This is a genomic window from Steroidobacter cummioxidans (assembly GCF_003104955.1).
The window spans coordinates 102,135-125,669 of record NZ_LSRW01000009.1 but is presented as its reverse complement, the minus strand read 5'-3'; the positions used below and the strand labels follow the sequence as shown (position 1 = coordinate 125,669).

The following is a 23,535-nucleotide window of genomic DNA, read 5'->3' as shown; positions in this document are numbered from 1 at the left end:
AGATACGTCCCGTTCCCTAAATATTTTGTAATTCAGAAATACATTTTTGGAATGGAAGCCGCACCACTGCGGCACCTGCTTGTCGCATTAATTAGGAAAATTAACTGATGCATCGTGGCCCGCAGGCGCGGGTGACGCGGCGGCCGTTGCTAGAATGGCGATTCGAGGGCTTGCCGGGTTGGCGGCCCCGTCATCGGAATGCGCCATGGCTCTGACGCCTTATCAACAACTCGAGCAGGAATTCCGGCGTCTGCACGCCTTTCGCAGCGCTGCCAGCCTGTTGCGCTGGGATTCCGCCGTGATGATGCCTCGGGGCAGCTCGGATCTGCGCGGCGAACAGCTCGCCGCTTTGGAGACCGAGTCCCACTCGCTGGTGACCTCCCCGCGCGTGTCGCGGCTGCTCGACCGCGCCGAGGCCAACCTGCAGGGGCTCGAGGATTGGCAGCAGGCCAATCTCAAGGAGATGCGCCGGGAGCGCGATCATGCCATTGCCACGCCGCAAAACCTGGTCTCGCGGCTTGCTAAAGCGACGTCGCGCGCTGAGATCAAATGGATCGAGGCGCGCCAGAAGAGCGACTTTTCGCTATTCGCGCCGCATCTGGAGGAAGTGACCGCGCTGGTGCGCAACAAGGCCGATCTGCTCGGCAAGGCGCTCAAGCTCGATCCGTACGACGCCTTGCTGGATGAGTTCAGCCCGGGCATGAGTGGGGCCGAGATCGACGCCATTTTCACTACCGTGGGTCGGCGTTTGCCGAGTCTCATCCAGGATGCCATCGACACCCAGTCCAAGCGCGCACCGCTGGAAATCACCGGGCGATTTGCGGCCAGCAAGCAGCGGCACCTGGCGCACGAGCTGATGAAGGTCATGGGCTTCCCGTTCGATCGCGGCCGCCTGGACGAGAGCGAGCATCCGTTCACCGGCGGCATTCCGGGCGACATCCGCATCACGACCCGCTTCAATCCCACCGAGCCGCTGACCGGTTTGATGGGCGTGCTGCACGAGACCGGTCATGCAATGTACGACGTCGGCTTGCCCGAAGCCTGGCGCGGTCAGCCGGTGGGGCGCGATCGCGGCATGGCCATGCAGGAAAGTCAGTCGCTGCTGCTGGAGATGCTGATCTGCCGGAACCGCCCATTCCTGCGCTACCTGAAGCCGCTGATGGAAAAAACTTTCGGCGTCTCCGGGCCGGAGTGGGAAGTGGAGAATCTGTATCGGCTGTTGACTCGGGTTCGCCGCAGCCTGATCCGCGTCGATGCCGACGAGGTGACTTATCCGGTGCACATCCTGCTGCGCTATGAGCTGGAGCAGGAGATCCTCAAAGGCGAGCTCAAGATTCGCGACCTGCCCGAAGCCTGGAATACCCGCATGGGCGATCGGCTGGGGGTGCGGCCCGCGAACGATGCCGAAGGCTGTCTGCAGGACGTGCATTGGGCGGTGGGCTCGTTCGGGTATTTTCCGTCCTACGCGATCGGCGCCGTGATCGCCGGCCAGTTGTACGAGAGTCTGCGCTCCGAGCGCCCGCAGCTCGATGAGGAGATCGCCGCGGGTCAATTCGGGGGATTATTCGACTGGTTGCGGCAGAATGTGCATGCGCTCGCCGCAAGCGTGAGCACGCCCGACCTGATCCGCAACGCCACCAACAGGCCGCTGTCCGCCGCAGCCTGGCTGCGCTATATCGAAGGCAAATACCTGGAAGCCTGAGCATGTCCGCCGTCCCTGACTACTCGAACAACTTCAAACGCCTGCAAGCGCGGCTGCGCAGCCTCGCCGGCAAGGCCATCGAAGATTTCCGCATGATCGAGGCGGGCGACAGGGTGATGGTGTGCCTGTCGGGCGGCAAGGATTCCTACACCATGCTCGACATCCTGATGTCGCTCCAGCGCAGCGCGCCGGTGCACTTCGAGCTGATCGCCGTGAACCTGGACCAGAAACAGCCCGGCTTTCCTGAAGCTGTGCTGCCCGAGTATCTGAAAGGACTGGGTGTTCCGTTTCATATCATCGAGCAGGACACCTACAGCGTCGTCAAGCGCGTCATTCCCGAGGGCAAGACCATGTGCGGCCTGTGCTCGCGGCTGCGTCGTGGCGCTTTGTATCGGTTCGCGGCGGACCACGGCATCACCAAGATCGCGCTCGGCCATCATCGTGATGACATCATCGAGACGTTGTTCCTGAACATGTTCTTCGGCGGCAAGCTCAAGGCCATGCCGCCGAAGCTGCACTCCGAAGACGGCCGTCACATCGTCATCCGGCCGCTCGCCTACGTCGCCGAGCAGGACATCGAGCGCTATGCGCGCGCCCGGGAATTCCCCTTGATTCCGTGCTCGTTGTGCGGCTCGCAAGAAAACATGCAACGGGTCGAGGTCAAGAAGATGCTGCGCGAGTGGGAGCGTCAGTATCCCGGTCGCACCGAGTCGATCTTCTCCAGCGTGCGCAACGTGACGCTGTCGCACCTGGCCGATCCGACCCGCTATGATTTCAACAAACGACAGACGCCCGAGGGCGACGTAGTCAACAATCCCGGAGAGCTGTTCTGATTAAACAGCGACTCGGGCATCCTGCCACTCGCGCTGAGGCGCAGAGGGGAAAAGGCGTGACTTTTCCCCCTGCGCTCGCCGCCTGCGGCGGCGGGCACATCCCTGTGCCTGGGGTGGCTCCAATTAAGTTTCATATGTGGGGTCGGTCGTGGCCAATGGAAAACTCGTGAGTCAGCAGTACATCGTGTTCTCGCATGGCCAGGATGGCGATCCCTGGGGCACGAAGATCGTCGCCATGGCCGAGATTGCGAAGAAACATGGCCTGACGGTGGAGTCGGTGGATTACCGCGGCATGGCCGATCCGGCCGCGCGCGTCACCAAGCTGCTCGAAGTGTGCAAGAAGTTACCCGGCGAGTTGCTGCTGGTCGGCTCCAGCCTCGGCGCGCACGTGTGCACGACGGTCTCGACGCAGGTGCTGACGCGCGGCTTGTTCCTGCTGGCGCCCGCGTTCTTCATGCCGGGCTATGAAAAATACACGCCCGCGCCGCCGGCTTGCCCCGTGGATATCGTGCACGGCTGGAACGACGACATCGTGCCGGTGGAGAACAGCATCCGCTATGCACGCCAGTACAAGAGCGCGCTGCATATCCTCGATTCGGATCACCGGCTGACGGCCAACCTGACCGAAGTGTGCGCACTGTTGGATAATTTCCTGGAGCGGCTGACGGCCAGCGCGTGAATCGGCGCTCCTGCTAATATTCGCGACCGAACCGTGGCGGGTATGACGACAGGAGTTCCCGATGACCAAGAAGAGCAGGAATAGCAGCCTACTGTCGCTGGCGCTCGTGGCGTCGTTACTCGCCGCCTGCGGTTCTGAGCAGCAATCCTCCGAGCCACCGCCGGTGGCGGACACGGCATTCGGGGATATGGCGGGCGCCATCGACAAGGCGCATGCCGTCGAGGGCCAGGTCCAGGAGCACAAGGACGCGATCGACCACGCCCTCGATCGCAACGAGAACCAGACCGCTCAATAGCGCGGCGCTCCAACGATGGCCGATTTTTCCGGACTCGACCGACTCTGGCTGAGCTTGTTGCGCGCACCCGTTTCCATGTGGGCGCGTCCGCATGTATTGCCGGAGGATTTGCGTGCCCGCTATGCACAGCGGGAGCGCCCGATCTGTTATGTCCTGAACGAATCTGCGATTGCCGATCTGGTCGTGCTCGAAAAGGTGTGTGCCGCGCATGGCCTGCCGGCGCCGACGCAGGCCTTGAAGAAACCTCTGCCGTCGGAATCGGTGCTGTTTCTGCAACGGCGGGCGGGTTTCTGGGGCGATCGCACCGACTACCGTATTTCCGAGTCGATGCGCTCGCTGGTCGCCGCGGCGTTCGACGACCCCACGCTCGATATCGATCTGGTCCCGGTCACCGTGCTGTGGGGGCGCGCGCCGAATCGCAAAGACTCCTGGCTGCGCATTCTGCTGTCCGAAAATTGGGAACGCGTCGGCCGCTTCCGTCGTTTGCTGTCGGCGATGGTGAACGGTCGCAATCTGTTCGTTCAGTTTGGCGAGCCAGTCTCGTTGCGCGCGGCTGTGAACGAAGGCACCGACAAGGCGCGAGCTGTTCGACGTCTCACCCGAACGCTGCGGCTCAATCTGGCACGTCAGCGTGCCGCCGCGATTGGGCCCGATCTCTCGCATCGACGTACCATGGCAACGCAAGTGCTGCGTGCGGCCGCCGTGCGTCGCGCGATGGCCGACGAGATGCGCTCCAAGAAGATTTCCCGGCGCGAAGCGTTGAAGCTGGCGCAGGACTATGTTTGGGAGATCGCCGCCAACTATTCGCACATCTTCGTGGCCTTCATGGCCAAAGGACTGAGCTGGTTCTGGACGCGTCTGTACGACGGGGTCGAGCTGCATCACGTCGAACAGCTGCAGAAGGTGATCGACGGCAACGAAGTGATTTACGTGCCGTGTCACCGCAGTCACATCGACTATCTGCTGTTGTCCTACGTCATCTATTACAAGGGCTACGCGATTCCGCACATCGCCGCTGGCATCAATTTGAATATGGCTGGCGTCGGGCGCTTCCTGCGCAAGGGCGGCGCGTTCTTCATGCGCCGCAGTTTCAAGGGCAATGCGCTGTACACCATGGTGTTCATGAAATACCTGGGCCTGATGATGGCGCGCGGCCATTCCATCGAATATTTCATCGAGGGCGGACGCAGCCGTACCGGTCGGCTGTTACAGCCCAAGACCGGCATGCTGTCGATGACCTTGCGCAGCTACTTGCGCGATCCGCGACGGCCCATCGTGTTCCTGCCGGTGTATTTCGGCTACGAGCGCTTGATCGAGGGCAAGACCTACGTCAACGAGATGCTCGGCAAGCCCAAGGAGAAGGAATCCCTCTTCACCATGCTGCGCACGTTGCCGGCGCTGCGAAAGCGATTCGGCAAGGTGCATGTGAGCTTTGGCGAGGCGATTCATCTCAACGAGATCTTGAAGCGTCACGATCCGGAGAGCCGGCATCTGGTCGAGAAACGCGAGCGGCCGGCATGGCTGCCGCTGGCCGTCGACGAGCTTGCGTCGCGGGTCATGACCAACATCAATAGCGCCGCTTGCGTGGCGCCGATGAACTTGATCGCTACCGCGTTGCTCGCAACACCGAAGCAGTCGATGCTGGAAAGCGACCTGGCGCGGCAACTGGAGTTATATGCGTCGCTGCTGCGACAGGCGCCTTACTCGTCCCTGGTCTGGGTCACCGAGAGCGATGGTGCGTCCATCGTGCGACATGGCGAGCGCATGGGCGTGATTCAGCGGCTNCAAAAAACAATCAGCTCGGCGATGTCATGCAGATGACGGAGGAGAACTCCGTGCTGATGACCTATTTTCGTAACAACGTGCTGCACTTGATGGCGCTGCCGTCGTTGATCGCGTGCTGCTTCCTGAACAATCGCACCATGCGCACTGAGGATATCCAGCGTCTGATGTGGCGCATCTATCCGTATGTGCGCGACGAGTTGTTTCTGCGCTGGACCGAAGAGGAGATCAGCGCGGTCACGCTGGAGACGCTGGACGATCTGGCGAACCATGGCCTGCTCGAATCGGTGGAAGCCGGCGCGCAGTGGCGGCGTCCGCCGACGGGCTCGGCCGAGGCCGTGCAGCTGTCGAATCTGGCGCAGGTCACGGTGCAGATCGTCGAACGTTACTATCTGGTGATCGCCGTGCTGTTGAAACATGGCAGCGGCCGCATCAGCCAGGACGCGCTGGAATCGCAGTGCCAGCTCATGGCACAGCGGATGTCGCTGCTCTACGAGCTCAACTCGCCGGAGTTCTTCGACAAGGCGCTGTTCAAGAACTTCATCGATCTGCTGCGCTCACGCAATGTGCTCGGCGTGAATGCGGAAGGACGCTTGACCTACACGGATATGCTGCCGGCGGTGGCCGATGATGCGCAGCTGGTGTTGCACGAGCAGATCCGCAACAGCGTGCTGCAGGTTACGCATCGTTGACGTAGGCGGTTCCCAGCTTGGCTGTCGAGGGGACTCCGACGCACTCGGCGCCGCCACCGAGCGACACTGACTTTGCAACGCTGGCCGGATTCATGTCGGCCCGGTACGCTTCGACCAATCGCCTGCTCGCGCTTGTCCCGTGACATGAATATTTCCAAGCTGTTGATCGCGCTCGCAGTGCTCACTACCTGGAGCGCGCGCGCCGACATCATTCTTTCCACTCCCCATGCTCAGGTCGTTTCAGGCACGCCGTTGGAGCTCGATCTGACGCTGACGAACAGCGATCCGCAGCCGCTGATCGTGGAACTGCCCGAGAAGGTGCACGTGCGCTTCGAGACGCCTACCGGGCTGTCCATCATCGAGATGACACCGGAGCGCTCAGGTCGCATCGAAGTGGCTTCTGGCGGTTTTGCGCGGATGAAGTTGCACGGCGCGTTGCCGGCGAACGTCGAAGGTGTCGCGACCCTGGTGCCGACCGGAGTGGCGTCGAACTCGGTCGCTTTGCAAATTTTGCCGCCCACGAGCAATACCAATACGGTTGCAGGCAGCGAGTCGGTCCGTCCGTCCGAGCCGCCACAACAGACTTATACGACCGCGCTGGTCGACAAGCCGCCGCCGCTGGCGGTGTCGGTTTATGAGCCCGTTTATTTCATCGTAGGCGGCGATGGTGGCTTGAATGCCAAATTCCAGATCAGCCTGCGCTATCAGTTGTTCGACAATCAGGGCCCGTTGGCCAGGCGCTGGCCCTGGATCGACGATTTGTTTCTTTCCTATTCGCAAACCTCGTTGTGGGATCTCAGCGAGCTGTCCAAGCCATTCACGGACACGAGCTATCGGCCACGGCTGTTCTTCGCGAACTACGATCTGGCGCGCTTCTTCGACGGTCAGTTGCGGCTCGGCGTCGAGACCGGTCTCGGTCACGAGTCCAACGGTAAAGAAGGCGCGGACTCGCGCAGCTTCAATATGGTCTATGTGCGTCCCGCGCTCACGTTCGGCGATCCTGCCAGCCTGCGTTTCTTCGCGGCGCCATTGATCCACAATTACATCGCGGCCGACGAAAATCCGGATATCGCCGATTATCGGGGCTATGTCGACTGGATGTTCGGCTTCGGTGCCAAGGGTGGCCTGGACTTCTGGACCACACTGCGTAAGGGTACGCGCAGCACCTACGGCAGCATGGAGCTGAATCTTTCCTATCCGCTGTCCAAGCTGAGCGGCGGCGATCTCACTGGCTGGCTGATGCTGCAGTATTTCAACGGCTACGGCGAAAGTCTGCTCGACTACAATCGCAAGCTGGATGCGCAGTGGCGCTTGGGATTCGCGGTGGCGCTGTAGCGGGCAGGATGGACGGTGCGAGGAGGGCACGAACGTGAAACGAAGCCTGGGAATGATCGTTTGCCTGCTGGCGCAAGGCGTGCAGGCCGCCGCGGAGTTGTTGTCACCGGAGCAGTTCACTGAAGAATTCAGGAAAGCGTTGGTGGTGGAGCTGCCCGCTCATGTCATCACAGTGGCGGCGCCGTTGCATCTAGAAGTCAAAGGCGCCGGACGCGAGCAGGCAGCGGCGTTTCTCGATAACGCTTACAATGAATATTCGCGCAGCCCCGGGCAGCAGGCCGAGATCGTCGCCCGCTACGTCCATTCCATGGCCGAGAGCGCCCAAGCCTCCGGTCCACTGAATCCGCAGCAGATCGTTCCGGTGATCAAGGATCGCGGCTGGTCCAAAGACATCAAACGTGCCGCCAAGGCTCGCGGCGCCGCTGCCGCGGCAAAGCAGGTGATCGAGGAGCTGAACCAGGACCTTGTCATCGTCTACGCCGAGGACACGCCGCAGAACATTCGTTACTTCGGCCCCGATGATCTGCAGCAAGCGGGCGTACAAAAAGACCAGCTGCGGGCGTTGGCAATCGCAAACCTCCGCCGCATCCTGCCACCCCCCGAGGCGGTGAACGGCCCGCTCATTTCCATGATGACCGCGGGTAGCGACTATGTTCCGAGTCTGCTGTTACTCGATGAGATCTGGAACAGTGACAAGCTCGGTGTCGACGGCGAAATCGTCATCGCCATCCCGACGCGCGACGTGCTGTTGTTCACCGGCTCGGCGAACAAGGAAGGCGTGAAGAAACTGCGCGAGCTGGCCAAGAAGACTGCGGCCGACGGCCCCTATTCACTCACCGATCGCTTGTTCGTTTATCGTAGCGGGAAGTTCGAGCGCTTCTGAGCGTTTCACGGCCTCGTGAGCACGAATTGTGCTGCCGACAGCCCCTGAATCGCGACGAACCCCAGCAGTAGCGCGCGGTTCGACTGGCTGGCGAAGCGAGTTCCGGCGGCCGTACCGACATACCAGAGCGGCAGGGCCCACAAGTACGCCGTGCCCCAGGGCATTCCCAGTTCCAGTCCCACGAGCGCGCCCAGAGCGATCATGATGAGCAGCGGACCGAATGCCTGAATGGCGAGGAACGCGGCGGCATCGCCAGAAGGTTGCTCGTCGCCCGCATTCGTCGCCATGACAGGGCGGTTGCGGTATGACAAGCCTCGCACCATCAGCAGCCAGATGAATATCGGTGCCAGGCGTAGTGCCTGATCTGCCGTGAAACCGACGATCCGTAGCAGCCGGTCGGTCAGGGTGTGCTCGACTTCCACGAACCTCATCGCGTAGTGGACGGTGTCCATGTCGTGGTGAGTTACCCATAGCCAGTGCGGAGCGAACAGTGCAACGGCGATGATGGAGGCGAGCGCGCAGCGACCGAGGAGATGGGGCGGCTTCACGGGATGCCGCGTCCAAAGAAATATGAGATTGCACGCGATCGTCACGACCATAGCATACTTGCTGAGCATCCCCAGTCCCCAGCACAGACCGAGAGCCACCCACCAGCGCAGCTCGCGAGTCCGGTGCGCGTTCCACGTGCACAACGCGGCGGCCGCGGTCGCAACCATCAGTGCCGTATTGTGATTGAAGTAAGACAGGCGCACGGTATAGAACGTGATGCACGCGATGAGCAGCAGGCTCACAGCCGCGCGTCGCGTGCCGAGCAGTTGCCGTCCGAGTAGCCAGGCGAAGGCGAACATCATCCCCACCTGCAGCGCGCCCAGAGCGAAAGTCAGTGTGATCGTCGGCGGAAAAACCCGCGTGAATGCATGGATGATCCACGAGGGCATGGGCGGATGCTTGTGGTACCCCCATGCGAGCTGTGAGGCCCACTCCAGTTCCTCGCCGTTGTCCGATGTCAGCACGACGCCGAGCAGCACCGGTAAGCTGAACCACAGTGCGAGATGGGCGATCAGGCAAGCGGCGACCGCGGCCGGAAAGCTCAATTGCGAGCCGAGCGTGCGGTCTCTTTGATACTGCGGCAGGCTTGCCATAGTCATTCCGTGCCGCTGAACTGGACCAACCGGATGCTGTAGTGTTGTCGCAGCCGGCGCCAGGCATCGCTGCAAAAAAAAATATATTCCAGCGCGCGCGCGTCGGTGCGCTTGGGCGTCGGCCGTTCGGGATGACACATGATCAAGCCTCGATCGGCGATCGATATCAGCCACTGTTGCATGCGGCGGGCGTAGGGGACATGCGCGGAGAAGTCGTAAACGCCGGCGAAGTCCGCATTGGTCGTCAAGCCGTGTGCATGCAGGAGCTGGCTCAATTGTCTGCCGCCGAGCTGTGCGATCACGCTGGCTTTGATTCCTCTGAAATGCAGCGGCAGCGTCGAGCGAACCGCGACTCGAATGCCGTAACGCGCAGATAACTCATCGACCAGCAGCGGGGCGATTGCATGTAACTGGTGCACGTGCTCGTGGCCGTCCACGAAATCCGGAGGTCGAGCAAACAAAGATTCGAACAGACTCAACTGCCGGCGCAGTTCCACACGCACCTGGTCCGTATCTATCGAGCGCACTACCTGTGCGCGCCACAGCCATGAGTCGAGTCTCGCATGCGCCGGTGCCGTCGCGGGCTCGGTCAGATTGAAATGCAAACCCAATGACGTGTCGGATGAAACGGCGAGTAGCGCGAGTGCGTGTCGAGGCGTGGCCGCGCCGTCTACCGCGCAACTCACCGCGCTGACTGCTCCCGCCGCGGCAAGCTCGATGATCGCTTCACACGCGACATCGGTGAACCCGAAGTCGTCGGCACAGACCACGACCCGCTTGCTGACGACGGGCCGCGGCTCGCTCATGTATTCGAGCGCCTCATGGCGAACACCCAATGATTCATGCCGAGAAAAGTCACGACTGCCACCGTTCCGATCACCAGCAGTAGTGCAATCCGGTAGTCCAGTTGCGTCCAGCGCAGCAGGGCGCCGTACATGATCACGTTGAGCGCGAAGCCGCTAAGAGATGTCGCCGTGAAGCGCGCGAAACTGAACAGACTCAGCTCCTTTCGCGAGAACGTCCACTGTGATTGCCCCAGGTAGCTGGCTAGCAGGGCGATTACATACCCCGCTACGTTCGCCCATTGCGGTGGCCATCTGGCGAGCGATGCAAAGGCCGTTGCCGTAGTGAAATGAATCGCGGCAGCTGTAGCACCAACGACCACAAAGCGAGCGTAGCGCTGCAGGCTCATGCCCGAGTGCCTTCCTGCACCGACTCCAGCAAGGCTCCGCGATTCAACTCCCGAGCGACGACATACAGCGGCCGTTGCTTGACCTCATCGAAGATTCTGCCGACGTACTCACCAACGATACCCAGTCCGAGCAGCTGGATTCCCGACAGCAGCAGGATGGATGCTGCGAGGGTTGCGAAGCCAGGAATCGGCTGACCCAGGAAAATCTTTTCGAACACGATCCACAGGCCGAGCACGACAGCGGCGAGCGCGGTCAGCAGACCCAGCAGGGAGACCAGCCGCAGGGGCGTGGTGGAAAACGCTGTGATACCGCACGCCGCGAGATCCGACAGCGTATGGAAGGTGTACTTACTGGTGCCGGTAGTTCGTGGCTGCTGTTCGTAAGGAATGGCTTCGCTGCTGAAGCCACCCCAGGCGTACAGGCCTTTCATGAAGCGCGTGCGCTCGGGCATGGTCCGCAACAGCTGAACGATCTTCCGATCCAGTACGCGGAAATCGCCGGCTCCGACCGGGATCTCCAGCCCCGAGCGCGACGTCAGAAGTCGATGCACGAACGAGCGCGCCATGCTTTTCGGCCACGACTCGCTTTGGCCGAAGCGGCGCAATGCGTAAACCATGTCGATACCGGCGCGCCAGCGTTGCACCATTTCGGGAATCAATTCCATCGGGTGCTGATCGTCGCCATCGATCAAACAAACACAATCGCCGGCGGCGGCATCGAGGCCGGCTTGCAGCGCGAACTCCTTGCCGAAATTGCGGGACAGTTCGATGTAGTGAATCCTGCAAGCATCGGCGCAGCGCAGAATCTCGGCCGCGGAGCCATCGGTGCTGCCATCGTTGACCACCACTATCTCTACGCGCGGCGTGATGCCGATCATCACCCGATGCAAACGCCGCAGAAAGCTGGCGATGCCGGCCGCTTCATTGAGCACGGGCACGATGCAGGACAGCGAAAATCCCGACGCAAGGTGCAGCCTTGGGGCCCGCATGCTCATGGCAGGGTATTAGACGGCCGGGGGAGGCGAGATCAATTTGATAAAAACGCGTAGCGACTACGTAACGATCGAGCTGCGCGAGCCTGTGGTGAGAGCCGGCCGGGTCTCTCCGGGCGCGCGCCTTACCAGTCGTGCGAGACCTTCCGTCCCTTCTTCACCTGGCTGCGCTTCTGCTTGCCTTCGAGTCGTCGTTCCTTTGACGCGCGCGTCGGTTTGGTGGCCTTGCGAACGCGCGGCTCGATGCGAGCTTGAGCGATCATTTCGCCCAATCGTTCCAACGCATCGCGCTTGTTATGTTCCTGCGTGCGGAAGCGTTGGGCACTGATGACGATGACTTCGTCGGCCGTGAGACGGCGGCCCGCGAGGGTATGCAGGCGAGCGCGAACGCGCTCGGGCAACGCGGGCCACAGCTTCAAATCACAACGCAGCTGGGCTGCGGTGGCAACCTTGTTGACGTTTTGGCCGCCGGGGCCACCGGAGCGGATGAAGCGCAGGTCGATGGCTTCCTCCGGAATGCCCAGGTCATTGTCGAGCGCCATGATCAGACATCGCGCGCGGTGGGGCCGCGCTCGCGCATTTCGAGAATGACTTCGCGCTGGGCGACCGGGATGATGATGTCGTTCGCCTTGAACAAGCGCCAGATTGCGCGGTTTACGTCGGAGCGCACGTTGTTCACGCCTTCCTGCGGATCGGCGATCCAGAAGCGCAGCTCCAGGTCGAAGCCGTAATCGTTGAAGCCCATCATGCGCGATACCGGCTTGGGATCGCGCAGGATGCGAGCATGATCCTCGGCCGCCTTGAGCAGCAGTTCCAGTGCCTTCTCCGGATCGCACTTGTAGCTCACACGGACCGGCAGCTTGAGGCGAACGCGCGGATCCGTGTAGCTCCAGTTGATCACTGGATTGGTGATCAAATTCTGGTTCGGCACCAGGGTCTCGACGCCGTCTCGATCGCGCACGACGACGTAACGGCCGCGCAGCTCCTGCACCCAGCCGAAACCCTCGGTGCTGGTGCCGGTTGTGCCGGTGAAGCTGATGACGTCGCCGGGCTTGATGGAGCGGTCCATCAGCAGCACGAAGCCGCTGACGAAGTTCGCAGTGATGGCTTGCAGGCCGAAGCCCAGGCCGATACCGATCGCGCCGGTGAAAATGTTCAGCGTGGTCAGATCCAGGCCGGCGGCATTCAGGCCCAGCAGAATCGACAGGCCGATCAGGAATGCCTGCGCGAATTTCGCGATGCCGATACGCATGCTGAGCGCGAGGCCCTGCATGGACATGAGACGCCGCTCGAACCAGCGCGCGATCCATACTGCAATCAGGATGAACGCGCCGACGGTGAACAGGATCTTGATCACCGACCATAGCGTGATGCGCCGGTTGCCGGCGTTGATGCCGACGCTGTCGAACGCCTGCACCAGCGGATCGAACCAGCCCAGCACGTGCAGCGCCAGCAGGCCCCAGATCACGAAGGTGATGATGTTGCCCCAACCCTTGGTGCGGTTGCCGAGCGACACGCGCACCACATAGACGGCAAAGCGAATCAGCAGCAGCAGACCGGACAGCGTGATCGCCAGATCGACCAGCTTGCTGTCGGCCTTGAGCGCGTGCAGGACGCCGCCGAACGCTGCGATCAACACCAGCGCCGCCAGGTGCGGGCTGGTGATCATCAGCGCTTCGGTCAGGCGCGCCTGAAAGCCGGTTTGCACCAGCGCGAGCTTGCCGCGCTCGGTATTGCGCACCTGCCGGCCAAACCACCAGGCCACCAGCACGGCAATGGCGATCGCTGCCAGTTGCAGAAGCGATGTAGGAGTGAGCAGGGCCTCCAGAGCCAGGCCTGCGTTATGCAGCAATTCCTGCATGAGTTAAGGGATCAGGCGTTGAGGTCGGGGATCAGCTCGCTTTCCAAGCGAGCGATCTGGTCCTTCAGCATCAGCTTTCGTTTCTTGAGCCGCCGCAGTTGCACTTCGTTGACGTAAAGGTCCATCTGCAACCGGTGGATGACGTCATCCAGGTCGCGATGCTCGATGCGTAACTCCCGCAGCCGCTCCAGGCGACGGAAAGTTTCAGTCTCGACGTTGTTTTCCGCTTCGCTCATCGGCGCGTACTTTAGCGCAAGTGCGCACTAGTGATGGTGATCCTGACCGTTGCCATGGTCGGTCGCGCCCGTGCGCCGCTGTGAGGGCGTTTGCTGTTGTTCGGTCCCGCGCCGGCGGGCACGCCAGTCGGCGAGATCAAAAACCTGCGCGCTTTCGGCGGGATTGGGCGCCGGAGGTTCAGCGGGCGGCGGCGGATTGAACGTCGCGGAGAGCGATACCGTGGGCGCCGGCGGCTGGCTGCGCCGTTCCTCGCCGGGTGCGTAACCCACTGACTCGACGCGCCGACCGAGCAATATGACGAATCCTTGACGCCGCTCGATACTGTTGGCGGTGTAATCGAACACGTACGTTCTGCGGATGGCCAGCTGACCCTGCTCGCGCACGAATGACAGTCGCGCGAATGCGACAGTGCCATCCAGGAGTTTCAGGCTCAGGCGCTGGCAAGCCTCCATGGCCGCAGCGTTGGCACGCTCACGGACCGCCAGGCTCTCCTGCAGGAACCACACGGCCGCAGCAGCCATCACGATCAGCACCAGTGTGCCCCAGCCCAATTCCATTAACCTTCGACCCCCGACATTGCGCAACTCAAGCTTGCTTCCCAGGTTGGCCTATCATACGGCCACCCGCCCTCGCCACGAACCGAGAATTTCGCTTGAGCTCGTCCATGATTTCCGCAGCCCGGTCCGTGGCTACCCTGCCGCAGTGGCAGGCTATCGATACCGTGTTACTGGACATGGACGGCACGCTGCTGGACCTGCGATTTGACAATTATTTCTGGCTGGATCTGGTTCCGGAGCGCTACGCCGCCAAGCACGGGCTGACGCTGGCTGAGGCGCGTGAGGCATTGCGCCCGATGTTCGCGGATCGGCAGGGTACGCTGGACTGGTACTGCACGGATTTCTGGACCCGCGCGCTGTCGTTGGATATCGCCGGGATGAAGCGTGAAGTGCGCGAGCACGTGAGATTTCTGCCGGGCGCGGAGGAATTCCTGCGCGCTTTACGAGACAAGAGCGTGCGCGTCGCGTTGGTAACCAACGCGCATCTGGATTCATTGAAAGTGAAGGCGACCCAGACGGGTCTGCTGAACTACTTCGATGTGGTGTTCAGCTCGCACAGCTTCGGCGTGCCGAAGGAGCACCCGGCGTTCTGGCAGCAGCTCGAAGCGGCGCTGAATTTCGATCCGCGGCGCACGCTATTCGTCGATGACAGTCATTCGGTGCTGCGCGCCGCGCAGAAGCACGGCATTGCGCACATTTTTGCGATCTCGAAGCCGGACTCCGGGATGGATAAGAGAGACGTCAGCGAGTTCATGTCGGTTGAAGCCGTGAGTCATCTGCTCGGCGAGCCTGCCAGATAACCAGGCTCAGCTCGCCGTCCCTTACTCGCTCGACGATCAGGTCGCTTCTGGCGCCGGCGGGCTGCCCGGATTGGGGCTGTTCGAACGTTTGCTACGACGGCGGCGCCGCTTCTTTCTCGGCGGCGCCTCGTGCGCGCTTTCGCCGTTGGTTCCGTTCGCGCTGACTTCGGCTTCGGCGGATACAGCAGTCGCGGGCACTTCTGTCGCAGGCGGGCGAGGCGATGAATGACCGCCACCACCACCGCTACGACGACGATCGCCACGACCGCCGCGACTACCGCCGCTGCTGCCACCACGACCGGGCTTGCCGCGACCGCCACCGCCGCCGCCGAAATGACGTCTTGGGAGCCGGGCAGGCGCGACGATCTCAGGAAGCATGTCGGTTGCAACCGCCGCAACTGGCAGCTTGCGGCCGATGTACGCCTCGATGTCCGGAAGGGAAATCACGTACTCCTCGCAGCCGAAGCTGATCGCATCGCCTTCGGTGCCGGCGCGCGCGGTGCGCCCGATGCGGTGAACGTAGTCTTCGGGATCCTGCGGCAGATCGTAGTTGAATACGTGACTCACATCGGGAATGTGCAAGCCGCGCGAAGCGACGTCGGTGCCGATGAGAACCGCGAGCGTGCCCTCATGAAAATCACGAAGCATTCGTAAGCGCTTGCGTTGAGGCACGTCGCCGGAAATCGCTTCGGCGTTGATGTCATTGCTACGCAGCAGCCCCTCGATTTCTTCGGCCGCGCGCCGCGTGTTGACGAACACCATACTGCGTCGCGGATCCATGTGTTTGAGCAAGCCGACCAGCAAGCGCGGCTTCTCATCGTTCGAGGGGTAATAGATCACCTGACGGACGCGATCTACCGTCATTTTGTCCGGCTCGATGCGCACCAGCGTCGGCTCGTTCATGTGCTCGTACGCAAGCTCGAGCACGCGATGTGAAAGCGTCGCCGAGAACAACATGTTGAGGCGGGCTTGAGGATCGGGCAGCCGCCTCAATATGTAGCGGATATCGCTGATGAAGCCGAGATCGAACATGCGATCGGCCTCGTCCAGCACCAGCACCTGCACCGAGCGCAGATCGATTACTTTTTGCTTGACGAAGTCGATGATGCGGCCGGGCGTGCCCATCAGGATGTCGACGCCCTGCTCCAGGTGATGCCTCTGCTTTTCGTAGTCGACGCCGCCGAAGGCGAGTCCGAGTTGCAGACCCGTGTGCGAGCCGAGCACCTCGGCGTCGCGATGGATCTGGACGGCAAGCTCGCGCGTTGGGGCGATGATCAAAGCCCGCGGTGCGTTCAAGCTGCGCGAGGGCGGTGCAGGTTCGCGCATCAGGCGCGCGTACATCGCCACTAGAAAAGCTGCGGTTTTTCCCGTTCCTGTTTGCGCTTGGCCGGCCACGTCGAGCCCGGCGAGAGCCTGCGGCAGGGTTTGTGCCTGGATGGGCGTGCAACGCTCGAATGAGGCGTCGGCCAGACCTTTCTGCAGAGCTTCCGGCAGATGCAGACTCGAGAAGGACAGCTCGGTTAAGTGGGAATCAGCCATTCGATATGGATTACCTGTTTGAATTGACGCGGAGGGCGCTTGCAAATTGGCAGGCGCCCGGTTTTAATAAGCCTCAACGAAGCGGACTCATCCGCACCTGCCCCGAACGGAGCACTGGCTCCAAGCCCCTCGACGATGTAACCCTTGTTGGAGTATCTCATTCGATACTCATGAGGGTGCTCAGGGGGATACTCAAGCGGACACTCGACCGGATATCGCGAGTAACTGGCTTTAGCTTTAGCAGACTGGCTTACATCGAGCACGAGCACCGCTCACACAGGTTTTTCGCAAGCATTCACGCGGCCTTCGTATGGAGATCGGCCCAAGGCAATCAAGTCAGTAGGCCCTTGCATTGTGCCCGACCGGACACGCCCAAGTCACCCGGTCATTTCCGCCGACCCATACGGCGCGCGCCGCCCACATTCACACGCATGACCGAACCGAAGGTTTGAGTCGCTTCAAATCCCACAATATCCGGTCCATTCCATCCATCACCACAGCCATTCCAGGAGAGTTTCTGGTGAGCAGCGAGACGATTGTGCATGTCACCGACGCCAGCTTCGAAGAGGACGTCGTCAAGGCCAAAGGCCCGGTCCTGCTGGACTTCTGGGCGGAGTGGTGCGGACCCTGCAAGATGATCGCGCCCATGCTGAACGAGATCGCGACCGAATATAAAGAGAAGGTCACGATCGCCAAGCTCAACATCGACGACAACCCCAAGACGCCGCAACGGTTCAACGTGCGCGGCATTCCCACCCTGATTCTCTTCAAAAACGGTCAGGTCGAAGGCCAGAAGGTGGGAGCCCTCCGTAAATCAGACCTGGCCGCATTTCTGGACAGCAAACTGTGAGAGGCTATCTCGGCAATCAGGCCCGGAACCGCCCGGGCAATAAAGGTGGCGGCGGCGGCGGCCGCTCCAATCGCGGCAACGACGGCAACCGCGGCAATCGCGGCAACCGCGGCGGCAACAACGGCGATCATCGCGGGGAAGGGCCGCAGCACGACGACTTGCCGGCGGACGACGCGTTCGACGGCGATGACGTCGGTGTAATTTCCCCAGCCGAGCTGGCGGCCTCCCGCCAGTCGATGAACCTGACTCAGCTGAAGCTGAAGCCGGTGCCGGAGCTGGTGGAGATTGCGCAGAAGATGGGGCTGGAGAACCTGGCCCGGTCGCGCAAGCAGGACATCATCTTCTCCATCCTCAAGGCGCATGCCCGCAGCGGCGAGGACATCTACGGCGACGGCGTGCTGGAAATCCTGCAGGACGGCTTCGGCTTCCTGCGCTCCGCCGACAGCTCCTATCTCGCCGGGCCCGACGACATCTACGTCAGCCCCAGCCAGATCCGCCGCTTCAACCTGCGCACCGGCGACTCCATCTCCGGCCTGATCCGTCCGCCCAAGGACGGTGAGCGCTACTTCGCGCTGCTCAAGGTCGGCGAGATCAATTTCGACTCGCCCGAAGGCGCCAAGCACAAGGTGCTGTTCGAGAACCTGACGCCGCTGCATCCGACCAAGCGCTTCAAGCTGGAGCGCGGCAACGGCTCGAGCGAGGACCTGACCGCGCGCATCATCGATCTGGTGGCGCCGATCGGCAAAGGTCAGCGCGGCCTGATCATCTCCCCGCCCAAAGCGGGTAAGACGATGCTGCTGCAGAACATCGCCAGCTCCATCACCTCCAATCATCCCGACGTCTATCTGATCGTGTTGCTGATCGATGAGCGTCCGGAAGAGGTGACCGAAATGGCGCGCACGGTGCGCGGCGAGGTGGTGTCGTCGACCTTCGACGAGCCGGCCACGCGTCACGTGCAGGTCGCCGAAATGGTGATCGAGAAGGCCAAGCGTCTGGTCGAGCACAAGCGCGACGTGGTGATCCTGCTGGACTCCATTACGCGTCTGGCCCGTGCCTACAACACCGTGGTGCCGAGCTCCGGCAAGGTGCTCACCGGTGGTGTCGATGCGAACGCCTTGCAGCGACCGAAGCGCTTCTTCGGTGCCGCCCGCAACATCGAAGAGGGTGGCTCCCTGACCATTCTCGCCACCGCGCTGATCGATACCGGCTCGCGCATGGACGACGTGATCTACGAAGAGTTCAAGGGCACCGGTAACTCCGAAATCCATCTGGATCGGCGCGTGTCGGAAAAACGCGTGTTCCCTGCCGTGAATATCAATCGCTCCGGCACCCGCCGCGAGGAGTTGATCACCTCGGCCGAAGAGCTGCAGAAGATCTGGATCCTGCGCAAGCTGCTGCACCCGATGGACGAGCTGGCGGCAATCGAGTTCCTCATCGACAAGATGAAGGACACCAAGACCAATGGCGAATTCTTTGACGCGATGAAGCGTTGAAGACTCGTTGACCGAGCATCGGTACCGCCCTCCCGTCCGGGAGGGACGGCCGAGGTCGGTGGACGGATGTGCGCTCCGTCACAAATTTCACTTCGTTACGTGTAGGCCGCGATGGCGTCATGCCATCGATGCGAAACCGTTCTCTGTTCGCGGCTCGGCGACCTATTTAACTTGCGTCAACTCCCAGGATCTCTGGAATCGAGGGGCAAGCCGGCCGATCCGGCGCACAGCGCGCATGTCCGATCCACGTCCCGACTCGCCGACGCTACGATTGCGCCGATTGGATGCATCGGCGCTGGAACTCGCGGAACTCGTGCGCGAGGGGCGTGTCACGACCCTGTTTCAGCCCATCGTCGACCCGCGCTCGCGGGGCATTTGCGGCTATGAGGCGCTGACCCGCGGCCCGTCCGACAGCTGGCTGCACGCTCCCCAGAATCTTTTCGAGGCTGCCCGTCGCGCCGGCCTCAAGGTCGAGCTCGACTTCCTGTGCATGCAAAACGCCTTCAAGCGTTTCGTTGCGGCACGCGTGTCGGGCCAGCTGTTCATCAATGTCTCTCCCGACACCATCTACGAGCATCCAAATTTTGCCCAACGCTTCGTCGACCTGGCGAGCAACCTCGGCATGCGGATGGATCGTTGTGTCATCGAGCTGACCGAGGAAAGTCTGCTGGAAGACTACGACCGCCTGCGCTCGGCCATGCACCGGCTGCGCGAAGTGGGCTGCGCCATTGCCATCGACGATCTCGGCGCTGGCTCGTCGGGTCTGCGCACCTGGTCGGAGCTGAAGCCCGACTACGTGAAGATCGATCGTTATTTCGTCACCGGCATCGATGCCGACGCCACCAAGCTGGAGTTCGTGCGCTCCATGCTCGACATGGGGCGGGCCATGGGCTGTCGAGTCATCGCCGAAGGGGTCGAGACCGAGCGTGAATGCCGTGAGCTGGTGGATCTCGGCCTGGATCGCCTGCAAGGTCATCTGTTTGGCCGCCCCAGCACCACGCCGGTGGCGGCGCTGCAGCAGCTGGACTCGCTGGATCGCTCCATTGTTACCTACACGGCGCTGCTGGCTGAGCACATCTCGACGTATGTGCCGCCGGTGCCGCCGGACATGCGCGTCACCGAAGTGGCCGATTTGTTTCGTGACAATCCCGAGCAGTTGACGTTCCCGGTCGTGCAGGAAGGCCGGCCGCTCGGCGTGGTGCGGCGTGAGCGCCTGTTCGACCTGCTCGCCAAGCCGTTGCATCCGGAGATCTTCAACAAGAAGCCGGTCACGGCGGTGATGGAGTCGCCGACGCTGCTGATCGACAGTCAGCTGCGCCTGGAGCAGGTGAGCCGTCTGGTGACCCAGAAGAGCCGGCCGCGGCTCACCGAAGAATTCGTCATCACGAAGGACGGGCGCTACCACGGTCTGGGCCAGACCATCGACGTGCTACGCCTGATCACCGAACAGCAGCTGCAATCGGCGAAACATTCCAATCCGCTGACGCTGTTGCCGGGTAACGCCGCCGTACGCAGCAGCATCGACAAGCTCATCGAAGTGCGCAAACGATTCATCGTCGCGTACTTCGATCTGGATTCGTTCAAGCCCTACAACGATGTGTATGGCTATGCACACGGCGATCAGGTGATTCTGCACCTGGCCGGGCTGCTCAAGTCTCATTTTTCGGCGCGGCTGGATTTCGTCGGCCATGTGGGCGGCGACGACTTCCTGGTCGTGATGCGGTCGGCTGACTGGCGTGAGCGAGTGGTCAATGTGCTGAATCGCTTCAGCGAGACAGTCGCGAATTTCTATTCGCCCGAGCACGCTGCGGCCCGTTCCATCACCGCCACCGATCGCGACGGCCGCCCGCGCAAGTATCCCTTGTTGACCTTGTCAGTCGCCGCGCTGGACTCGGAGACCATCGGAGCGACCAGTGCCGATGCCGTCGCTCATCTGCTCGCGCACGTGAAGAAATATGCGAAACAGCAGGCCGGCAACAGCTTCGTGCTCCGTAGCGACGACCGCATCGTCGACCTGCTCGCCGCCTCCCGCCGCCCGTCGCCGGACATGCTGCCGATGGAACAGCTGATGAACAGCGCCTGAGGCGTGGTCGCGGAAACCAGGCGGCGCAGATTCAATTTCCCTGCTTGGTCCTCGCTATTCTGCGGCCCCCGCAGCCCCGCAGCGAATGCTCCACCATCGATCGAAACTCCTGCCCCAGATCTTCAGCGGTTGGCAGGTCTCGCTTCAGGCGTTTAGGCAACGCCGCGGAGAATCGATACTGAGCGACTCCCATCGGTTTACTCGAGTCGCGCAACGCGTACTCCACGACAATCTCATTCCGACCCTTGCAGAGGATGATGCCAATGGAGGGTTGATCGCCGGGATGGCGCAGTAGGTCGTCGACAGCGGACAAGTAGAAGTTCATCTTGCCCGCGAACTCGGGCTTGAATCCTTCGACCTTCAGCTCGATGACGACGAAACAGCGCAGCCGCAGGTGGTAGAACAGGAGGTCTATGAAGTAGTCCTGATCGCCGATCGTTAGAGGGTATTGACTGCCCACGAATGCGAATCCCTTGCCGAGTTCCAATATCAACGCTCGCAGATGGTCGATCAGGCCGCGCTGCAGATCTCGCTCCAGCATGTCCGGCTTCAAGGCGAGAAAATCGAAGCTGTAAGGGTCTTTGATGAGCTGTTGAGCCAGCTCTGACTGCGCAGCCGGCAAGGTACGTGTGAAGTTGGTTAGAGCATGCCCTTGCCGCGCGAATAATTTGCTTTCGATTTGGTGAGTAAGGACGCTGCGACTCCAGCCGTTTTCGATAGCCTGTCGCGCGTACCATTCGCGCTCGGGTGCTGATTTGACGGACTGCAGCAAAAGGGTGTTATGACCCCACGGCAATTGGGCAGCAACCTGTTGCACTAATTCCTGGTTGGGCCAGGCTTCGGCAAAAGCCCGCATATATTTCAGGTTACGTGCAGAAATACCGGTCATATCGGGGAATGCGCGGCGCAGATCCGCGGCGAGCCGCGTGATCACTTTCGCGCCCCATTTTGCCGCGCGCTGTCGCGAGCGGATGTCGCGCCCGATGCTCCAATAGAGGAGGTTCAGTTCCCTGTTGACCGACACCATTGCACGCAGGCGCGTACTGCGAATGCGCTGCTTGAGCTCGGCGAGCAACGCCGAGTAACCGTCCGATAATTGCGTCATGCGTGCTTCTCGATCAAGGCCTTGCTGAGCAAGGATCGGCGAGAAGCAGATGGTCGCTATTACAGATTTCGCGCGCTTATCCTTGTTAGCGCGCGTTTGTTCATTGTTAGAAGGGATATTCTCGGCAGGTTTACTTCTTCCCCAGCCGATACAACAACACTGCCAGTCGCTGCGTCTGAATCTGATACGTGCGCAGGTCGGCGAACTCGTCGGGGGTGTGGGAGCCGCCGCCGAGAAGGCCGAGGCCATCGAGGGCCATGTCGACGTGATCGGCTGCGAAGGAAATATCGGCGGCACCGGCGTTGCGTGGGTTTACTTCGGTCACGGGGCCGAAGCCGAGATCTTTGCTGACGCCGTCGTACATCGAGAGCAGCTTGCGATTGCCGTCCGTCGGGGCCATGGGGGGATAGTTGTCGGTGAACTCGATCTCAGCCGAGGTGTGCGGCAAGCTCGCGGCGACGACCCGTCGCATCTTGGCGCGCGTGTCTTCGAGCTGCTGCACAGTGAGCGTGCGCAAATCGCCGGAGGCGATGGCTACCGGCGCGACAATGTTGTTCTTGCCGGACAGCGTGGCGCCGAGCGGTTGTTTGTTGAAGTCGACCTGCGTGCTGCTGGCGATCAGGCCGGGATTGAACGTGACGAACTCTTCGCCGCGCACCTCCTGATAGAACCCATTGAGAATGCGGCCCAGCTCATACGCCGCGCCTGCGCCTACGTCATCGGAGAAGATTTGCGAGGAGTGCGAGCTCTTCGCTTTCACTCTTACAACCCAGCCAGTCGAGCTGCGGCGTGCGGTCACCGCGGTTTTCGGATTGTCGGCGGCGTTTTCCAAACCGATCGCGATATCCGCTGCTTTGGCGGCTTCGATGATGTCGTGGCGTGCAAGATTCAGCGGCCGCCCGGAATCCTCTTCATCGCCATGCAGGACCACCGTGAACTGCAATGAATCGAGCAGCTTCTGCGAGCGCAGCGCTTCCAATGCCGCGAGGCTGACGATGATGCCGCCCTTCATATCCGCCGCGCCGGGACCGCGGGCGATGTTCTGATCGACGCGTTGCCAGCGCTGAAACGGATGATTGGGCTCGAACACGGTGTCGAGGTGACCGATCAGCAGGACGTGCTTGCCGCGGCCCGGGCGAGTTGCAATCAGATGGCCAGCGCGGCCAAACGGCGTGCCATCGACCCAGGTGACTTTGAATCCGAGCGCCTCGAAACGCGGCCGAAGCATGTCGGCGACCTGGCGGATACCCGCGAAATTCATGGTGCCGCTGTTCACGTTGACGATCTGCTCGAGCAGCTCGATGTTGGCGGACTCGTTGGCAGTCACATGACCGATCAGCGCTTTTTCCTTCGCGTCCCGGGGCGCCGCGTGAGCCGGCAGTGAGATTGACAGCGAGGCGAGGGCAACGAGCAGGGCGGTGCGAGCCAGGGCGCTCGGGCGAAGTCGCATGGTGGAATTTCCTCTTTCGGCCAAGAGGCCGCA

General features: G+C 61.7%; 23 protein-coding genes. 12 read left to right on the top strand and 11 right to left on the bottom strand.

Annotation, left to right across the window (positions count from 1 at the left end; all coding sequences use genetic code 11):
• Nucleotides 1–205 precede the first annotated feature (205 nt).
• From D0550_RS06585 to D0550_RS06550, 8 genes are all read left to right on the top strand, one after another.
• Nucleotides 206–1,702: a carboxypeptidase M32 gene (locus tag D0550_RS06585; RefSeq protein WP_206606131.1), complete on the top strand. Its 1,497-nt coding sequence runs from the start codon at nucleotides 206–208 to the stop codon at nucleotides 1,700–1,702.
• Between the two features lie 2 nt (nucleotides 1,703–1,704).
• Nucleotides 1,705–2,535, top strand: coding sequence for a tRNA 2-thiocytidine(32) synthetase TtcA (ttcA, locus tag D0550_RS06580; RefSeq protein ID WP_116808312.1), 831 nt, complete (start codon nucleotides 1,705–1,707; stop codon nucleotides 2,533–2,535).
• Between the two features lie 148 nt (nucleotides 2,536–2,683).
• Nucleotides 2,684–3,214, top strand: coding sequence for an alpha/beta hydrolase (locus D0550_RS06575; RefSeq protein WP_161965670.1), 531 nt, complete (start codon nucleotides 2,684–2,686; stop codon nucleotides 3,212–3,214).
• 61 nt (nucleotides 3,215–3,275) lie between these two features.
• Nucleotides 3,276–3,509, top strand: a complete 234-nt coding sequence (locus D0550_RS06570) for a hypothetical protein (protein WP_116808310.1) — start codon at nucleotides 3,276–3,278, stop codon at nucleotides 3,507–3,509.
• A gap of 15 nt (nucleotides 3,510–3,524) precedes the next feature.
• A complete protein-coding gene (gene plsB, locus D0550_RS06565) occupies nucleotides 3,525–5,330 on the top strand; it encodes a glycerol-3-phosphate 1-O-acyltransferase PlsB (RefSeq protein ID WP_116808309.1) in 1,806 nt (601 codons plus the stop codon).
• Nucleotides 5,321–5,983 (top strand): lysophospholipid acyltransferase family protein, encoded by a 663-nt coding sequence (locus D0550_RS36315; protein ID WP_116808308.1) that lies wholly within the window; start codon nucleotides 5,321–5,323, stop codon nucleotides 5,981–5,983. Before plsB ends, D0550_RS36315 begins: the two co-directional genes overlap by 10 nt.
• A gap of 144 nt (nucleotides 5,984–6,127) precedes the next feature.
• Entirely contained in the window at nucleotides 6,128–7,318 is a 1,191-nt protein-coding gene (locus tag D0550_RS06555; RefSeq protein ID WP_116808307.1) for a phospholipase A, read from the top strand.
• 34 nt (nucleotides 7,319–7,352) lie between these two features.
• A complete protein-coding gene (locus tag D0550_RS06550) occupies nucleotides 7,353–8,201 on the top strand; it encodes a DUF1444 family protein (protein ID WP_161965669.1) in 849 nt (282 codons plus the stop codon).
• Nucleotides 8,202–8,206: 5 nt separating this feature from the next.
• Here D0550_RS06550 and D0550_RS06545 read toward each other — a convergent pair whose 3' ends face one another.
• The 8 genes from D0550_RS06545 to D0550_RS06510 all read right to left on the bottom strand — a co-directional run bounded on the left by D0550_RS06545 (nucleotide 8,207) and on the right by D0550_RS06510 (nucleotide 14,182).
• Nucleotides 8,207–9,343, bottom strand: coding sequence for a glycosyltransferase family 39 protein (locus D0550_RS06545; RefSeq protein WP_161965668.1), 1,137 nt, complete (start codon nucleotides 9,341–9,343; stop codon nucleotides 8,207–8,209).
• 2 nt (nucleotides 9,344–9,345) lie between these two features.
• Nucleotides 9,346–10,149, bottom strand: a complete 804-nt coding sequence (locus tag D0550_RS06540; RefSeq protein WP_116808304.1) for a ChbG/HpnK family deacetylase — start codon at nucleotides 10,147–10,149, stop codon at nucleotides 9,346–9,348.
• Entirely contained in the window at nucleotides 10,146–10,535 is a 390-nt protein-coding gene (locus tag D0550_RS06535; RefSeq protein ID WP_116808303.1) for a GtrA family protein, read from the bottom strand. Before D0550_RS06535 ends, D0550_RS06540 begins: the two co-directional genes overlap by 4 nt.
• On the bottom strand, nucleotides 10,532–11,530 hold the full coding sequence (locus D0550_RS06530) for a glycosyltransferase family 2 protein (RefSeq protein WP_116808302.1): 999 nt from the start codon (nucleotides 11,528–11,530) through the stop codon (nucleotides 10,532–10,534). The genes D0550_RS06535 and D0550_RS06530 overlap by 4 nt, the downstream gene beginning before the upstream one ends.
• 122 nt (nucleotides 11,531–11,652) lie before the next feature.
• Nucleotides 11,653–12,072 (bottom strand): alternative ribosome rescue aminoacyl-tRNA hydrolase ArfB, encoded by a 420-nt coding sequence (arfB, locus tag D0550_RS06525; protein ID WP_174842475.1) that lies wholly within the window; start codon nucleotides 12,070–12,072, stop codon nucleotides 11,653–11,655.
• On the bottom strand, nucleotides 12,072–13,388 hold the full coding sequence (locus D0550_RS06520) for a mechanosensitive ion channel family protein (protein ID WP_116808300.1): 1,317 nt from the start codon (nucleotides 13,386–13,388) through the stop codon (nucleotides 12,072–12,074). Before D0550_RS06520 ends, arfB begins: the two co-directional genes overlap by 1 nt.
• Before the next feature lie 11 nt (nucleotides 13,389–13,399).
• Nucleotides 13,400–13,624, bottom strand: coding sequence for a YdcH family protein (locus tag D0550_RS06515; protein WP_116808299.1), 225 nt, complete (start codon nucleotides 13,622–13,624; stop codon nucleotides 13,400–13,402).
• A gap of 27 nt (nucleotides 13,625–13,651) precedes the next feature.
• A complete protein-coding gene (locus tag D0550_RS06510) occupies nucleotides 13,652–14,182 on the bottom strand; it encodes a DUF3301 domain-containing protein (protein ID WP_116808298.1) in 531 nt (176 codons plus the stop codon).
• 128 nt (nucleotides 14,183–14,310) lie between these two features.
• Here D0550_RS06510 and yrfG point away from each other — a divergent pair, with 128 nt between their 5' ends.
• Nucleotides 14,311–14,982, top strand: a complete 672-nt coding sequence (gene yrfG / locus D0550_RS06505) for a GMP/IMP nucleotidase (RefSeq protein ID WP_414717267.1) — start codon at nucleotides 14,311–14,313, stop codon at nucleotides 14,980–14,982.
• A 36-nt stretch (nucleotides 14,983–15,018) separates the two neighbouring features.
• Here the strand turns inward: yrfG and D0550_RS06500 are convergent, their stop codons facing one another.
• Nucleotides 15,019–16,521, bottom strand: a complete 1,503-nt coding sequence (locus D0550_RS06500) for a DEAD/DEAH box helicase (protein WP_116808296.1) — start codon at nucleotides 16,519–16,521, stop codon at nucleotides 15,019–15,021.
• A gap of 520 nt (nucleotides 16,522–17,041) precedes the next feature.
• Between D0550_RS06500 and trxA the strand changes: the two genes are divergently transcribed.
• The 3 genes from trxA (at nucleotide 17,042) to D0550_RS06485 (ending at nucleotide 20,947) form a co-directional block, all read left to right on the top strand.
• Entirely contained in the window at nucleotides 17,042–17,371 is a 330-nt protein-coding gene (gene trxA, locus D0550_RS06495; protein WP_116808295.1) for a thioredoxin TrxA, read from the top strand.
• Nucleotides 17,372–17,607: 236 nt separating this feature from the next.
• Nucleotides 17,608–18,864 carry a transcription termination factor Rho gene (gene rho, locus D0550_RS06490; RefSeq protein ID WP_116808373.1) on the top strand — a complete coding sequence of 419 codons (1,257 nt, stop codon included), beginning with the start codon at nucleotides 17,608–17,610 and terminating at the stop codon, nucleotides 18,862–18,864.
• A gap of 235 nt (nucleotides 18,865–19,099) precedes the next feature.
• Nucleotides 19,100–20,947, top strand: a complete 1,848-nt coding sequence (locus D0550_RS06485; protein ID WP_116808294.1) for a bifunctional diguanylate cyclase/phosphodiesterase — start codon at nucleotides 19,100–19,102, stop codon at nucleotides 20,945–20,947.
• A gap of 31 nt (nucleotides 20,948–20,978) precedes the next feature.
• Here the strand turns inward: D0550_RS06485 and D0550_RS06480 are convergent, their stop codons facing one another.
• Nucleotides 20,979–22,052 (bottom strand): PDDEXK nuclease domain-containing protein, encoded by a 1,074-nt coding sequence (locus D0550_RS06480; protein ID WP_116808293.1) that lies wholly within the window; start codon nucleotides 22,050–22,052, stop codon nucleotides 20,979–20,981.
• Nucleotides 22,053–22,182: 130 nt separating this feature from the next.
• Nucleotides 22,183–23,502 carry a M20/M25/M40 family metallo-hydrolase gene (locus D0550_RS06475; RefSeq protein WP_116808292.1) on the bottom strand — a complete coding sequence of 440 codons (1,320 nt, stop codon included), beginning with the start codon at nucleotides 23,500–23,502 and terminating at the stop codon, nucleotides 22,183–22,185.
• Nucleotides 23,503–23,535 lie beyond the last annotated feature (33 nt).

Bases quoted from the DNA above. Each gene is read 5' to 3' on its own strand.
- D0550_RS06585 (WP_206606131.1), top strand. From the start codon at position 206: ATGGCTCTGACGCCTTATCAACAACTCGAGCAGGAATTCCGGCGTCTG.
- D0550_RS06480 (WP_116808293.1), bottom strand. From the start codon at position 22,052: ATGACGCAATTATCGGACGGTTACTCGGCGTTGCTCGCCGAGCTCAAG.
- D0550_RS06520 (WP_116808300.1), bottom strand. From the start codon at position 13,388: ATGCAGGAATTGCTGCATAACGCAGGCCTGGCTCTGGAGGCCCTGCTC.
- D0550_RS06515 (WP_116808299.1), bottom strand. From the start codon at position 13,624: ATGAGCGAAGCGGAAAACAACGTCGAGACTGAAACTTTCCGTCGCCTG.
- D0550_RS06530 (WP_116808302.1), bottom strand. From the start codon at position 11,530: ATGAGCATGCGGGCCCCAAGGCTGCACCTTGCGTCGGGATTTTCGCTG.
- D0550_RS06500 (WP_116808296.1), bottom strand. From the start codon at position 16,521: ATGGCTGATTCCCACTTAACCGAGCTGTCCTTCTCGAGTCTGCATCTG.
- D0550_RS36315 (WP_116808308.1), top strand. From the start codon at position 5,321: ATGCAGATGACGGAGGAGAACTCCGTGCTGATGACCTATTTTCGTAAC.
- D0550_RS06545 (WP_161965668.1), bottom strand. From the start codon at position 9,343: ATGGCAAGCCTGCCGCAGTATCAAAGAGACCGCACGCTCGGCTCGCAA.
- D0550_RS06555 (WP_116808307.1), top strand. From the start codon at position 6,128: ATGAATATTTCCAAGCTGTTGATCGCGCTCGCAGTGCTCACTACCTGG.
- D0550_RS06570 (WP_116808310.1), top strand. From the start codon at position 3,276: ATGACCAAGAAGAGCAGGAATAGCAGCCTACTGTCGCTGGCGCTCGTG.
- D0550_RS06540 (WP_116808304.1), bottom strand. From the start codon at position 10,149: ATGAGCGAGCCGCGGCCCGTCGTCAGCAAGCGGGTCGTGGTCTGTGCC.
- D0550_RS06485 (WP_116808294.1), top strand. From the start codon at position 19,100: ATGTCCGATCCACGTCCCGACTCGCCGACGCTACGATTGCGCCGATTG.
- D0550_RS06475 (WP_116808292.1), bottom strand. From the start codon at position 23,502: ATGCGACTTCGCCCGAGCGCCCTGGCTCGCACCGCCCTGCTCGTTGCC.
- D0550_RS06510 (WP_116808298.1), bottom strand. From the start codon at position 14,182: ATGGAATTGGGCTGGGGCACACTGGTGCTGATCGTGATGGCTGCTGCG.
- rho (WP_116808373.1), top strand. From the start codon at position 17,608: ATGAACCTGACTCAGCTGAAGCTGAAGCCGGTGCCGGAGCTGGTGGAG.
- D0550_RS06535 (WP_116808303.1), bottom strand. From the start codon at position 10,535: ATGAGCCTGCAGCGCTACGCTCGCTTTGTGGTCGTTGGTGCTACAGCT.
- ttcA (WP_116808312.1), top strand. From the start codon at position 1,705: ATGTCCGCCGTCCCTGACTACTCGAACAACTTCAAACGCCTGCAAGCG.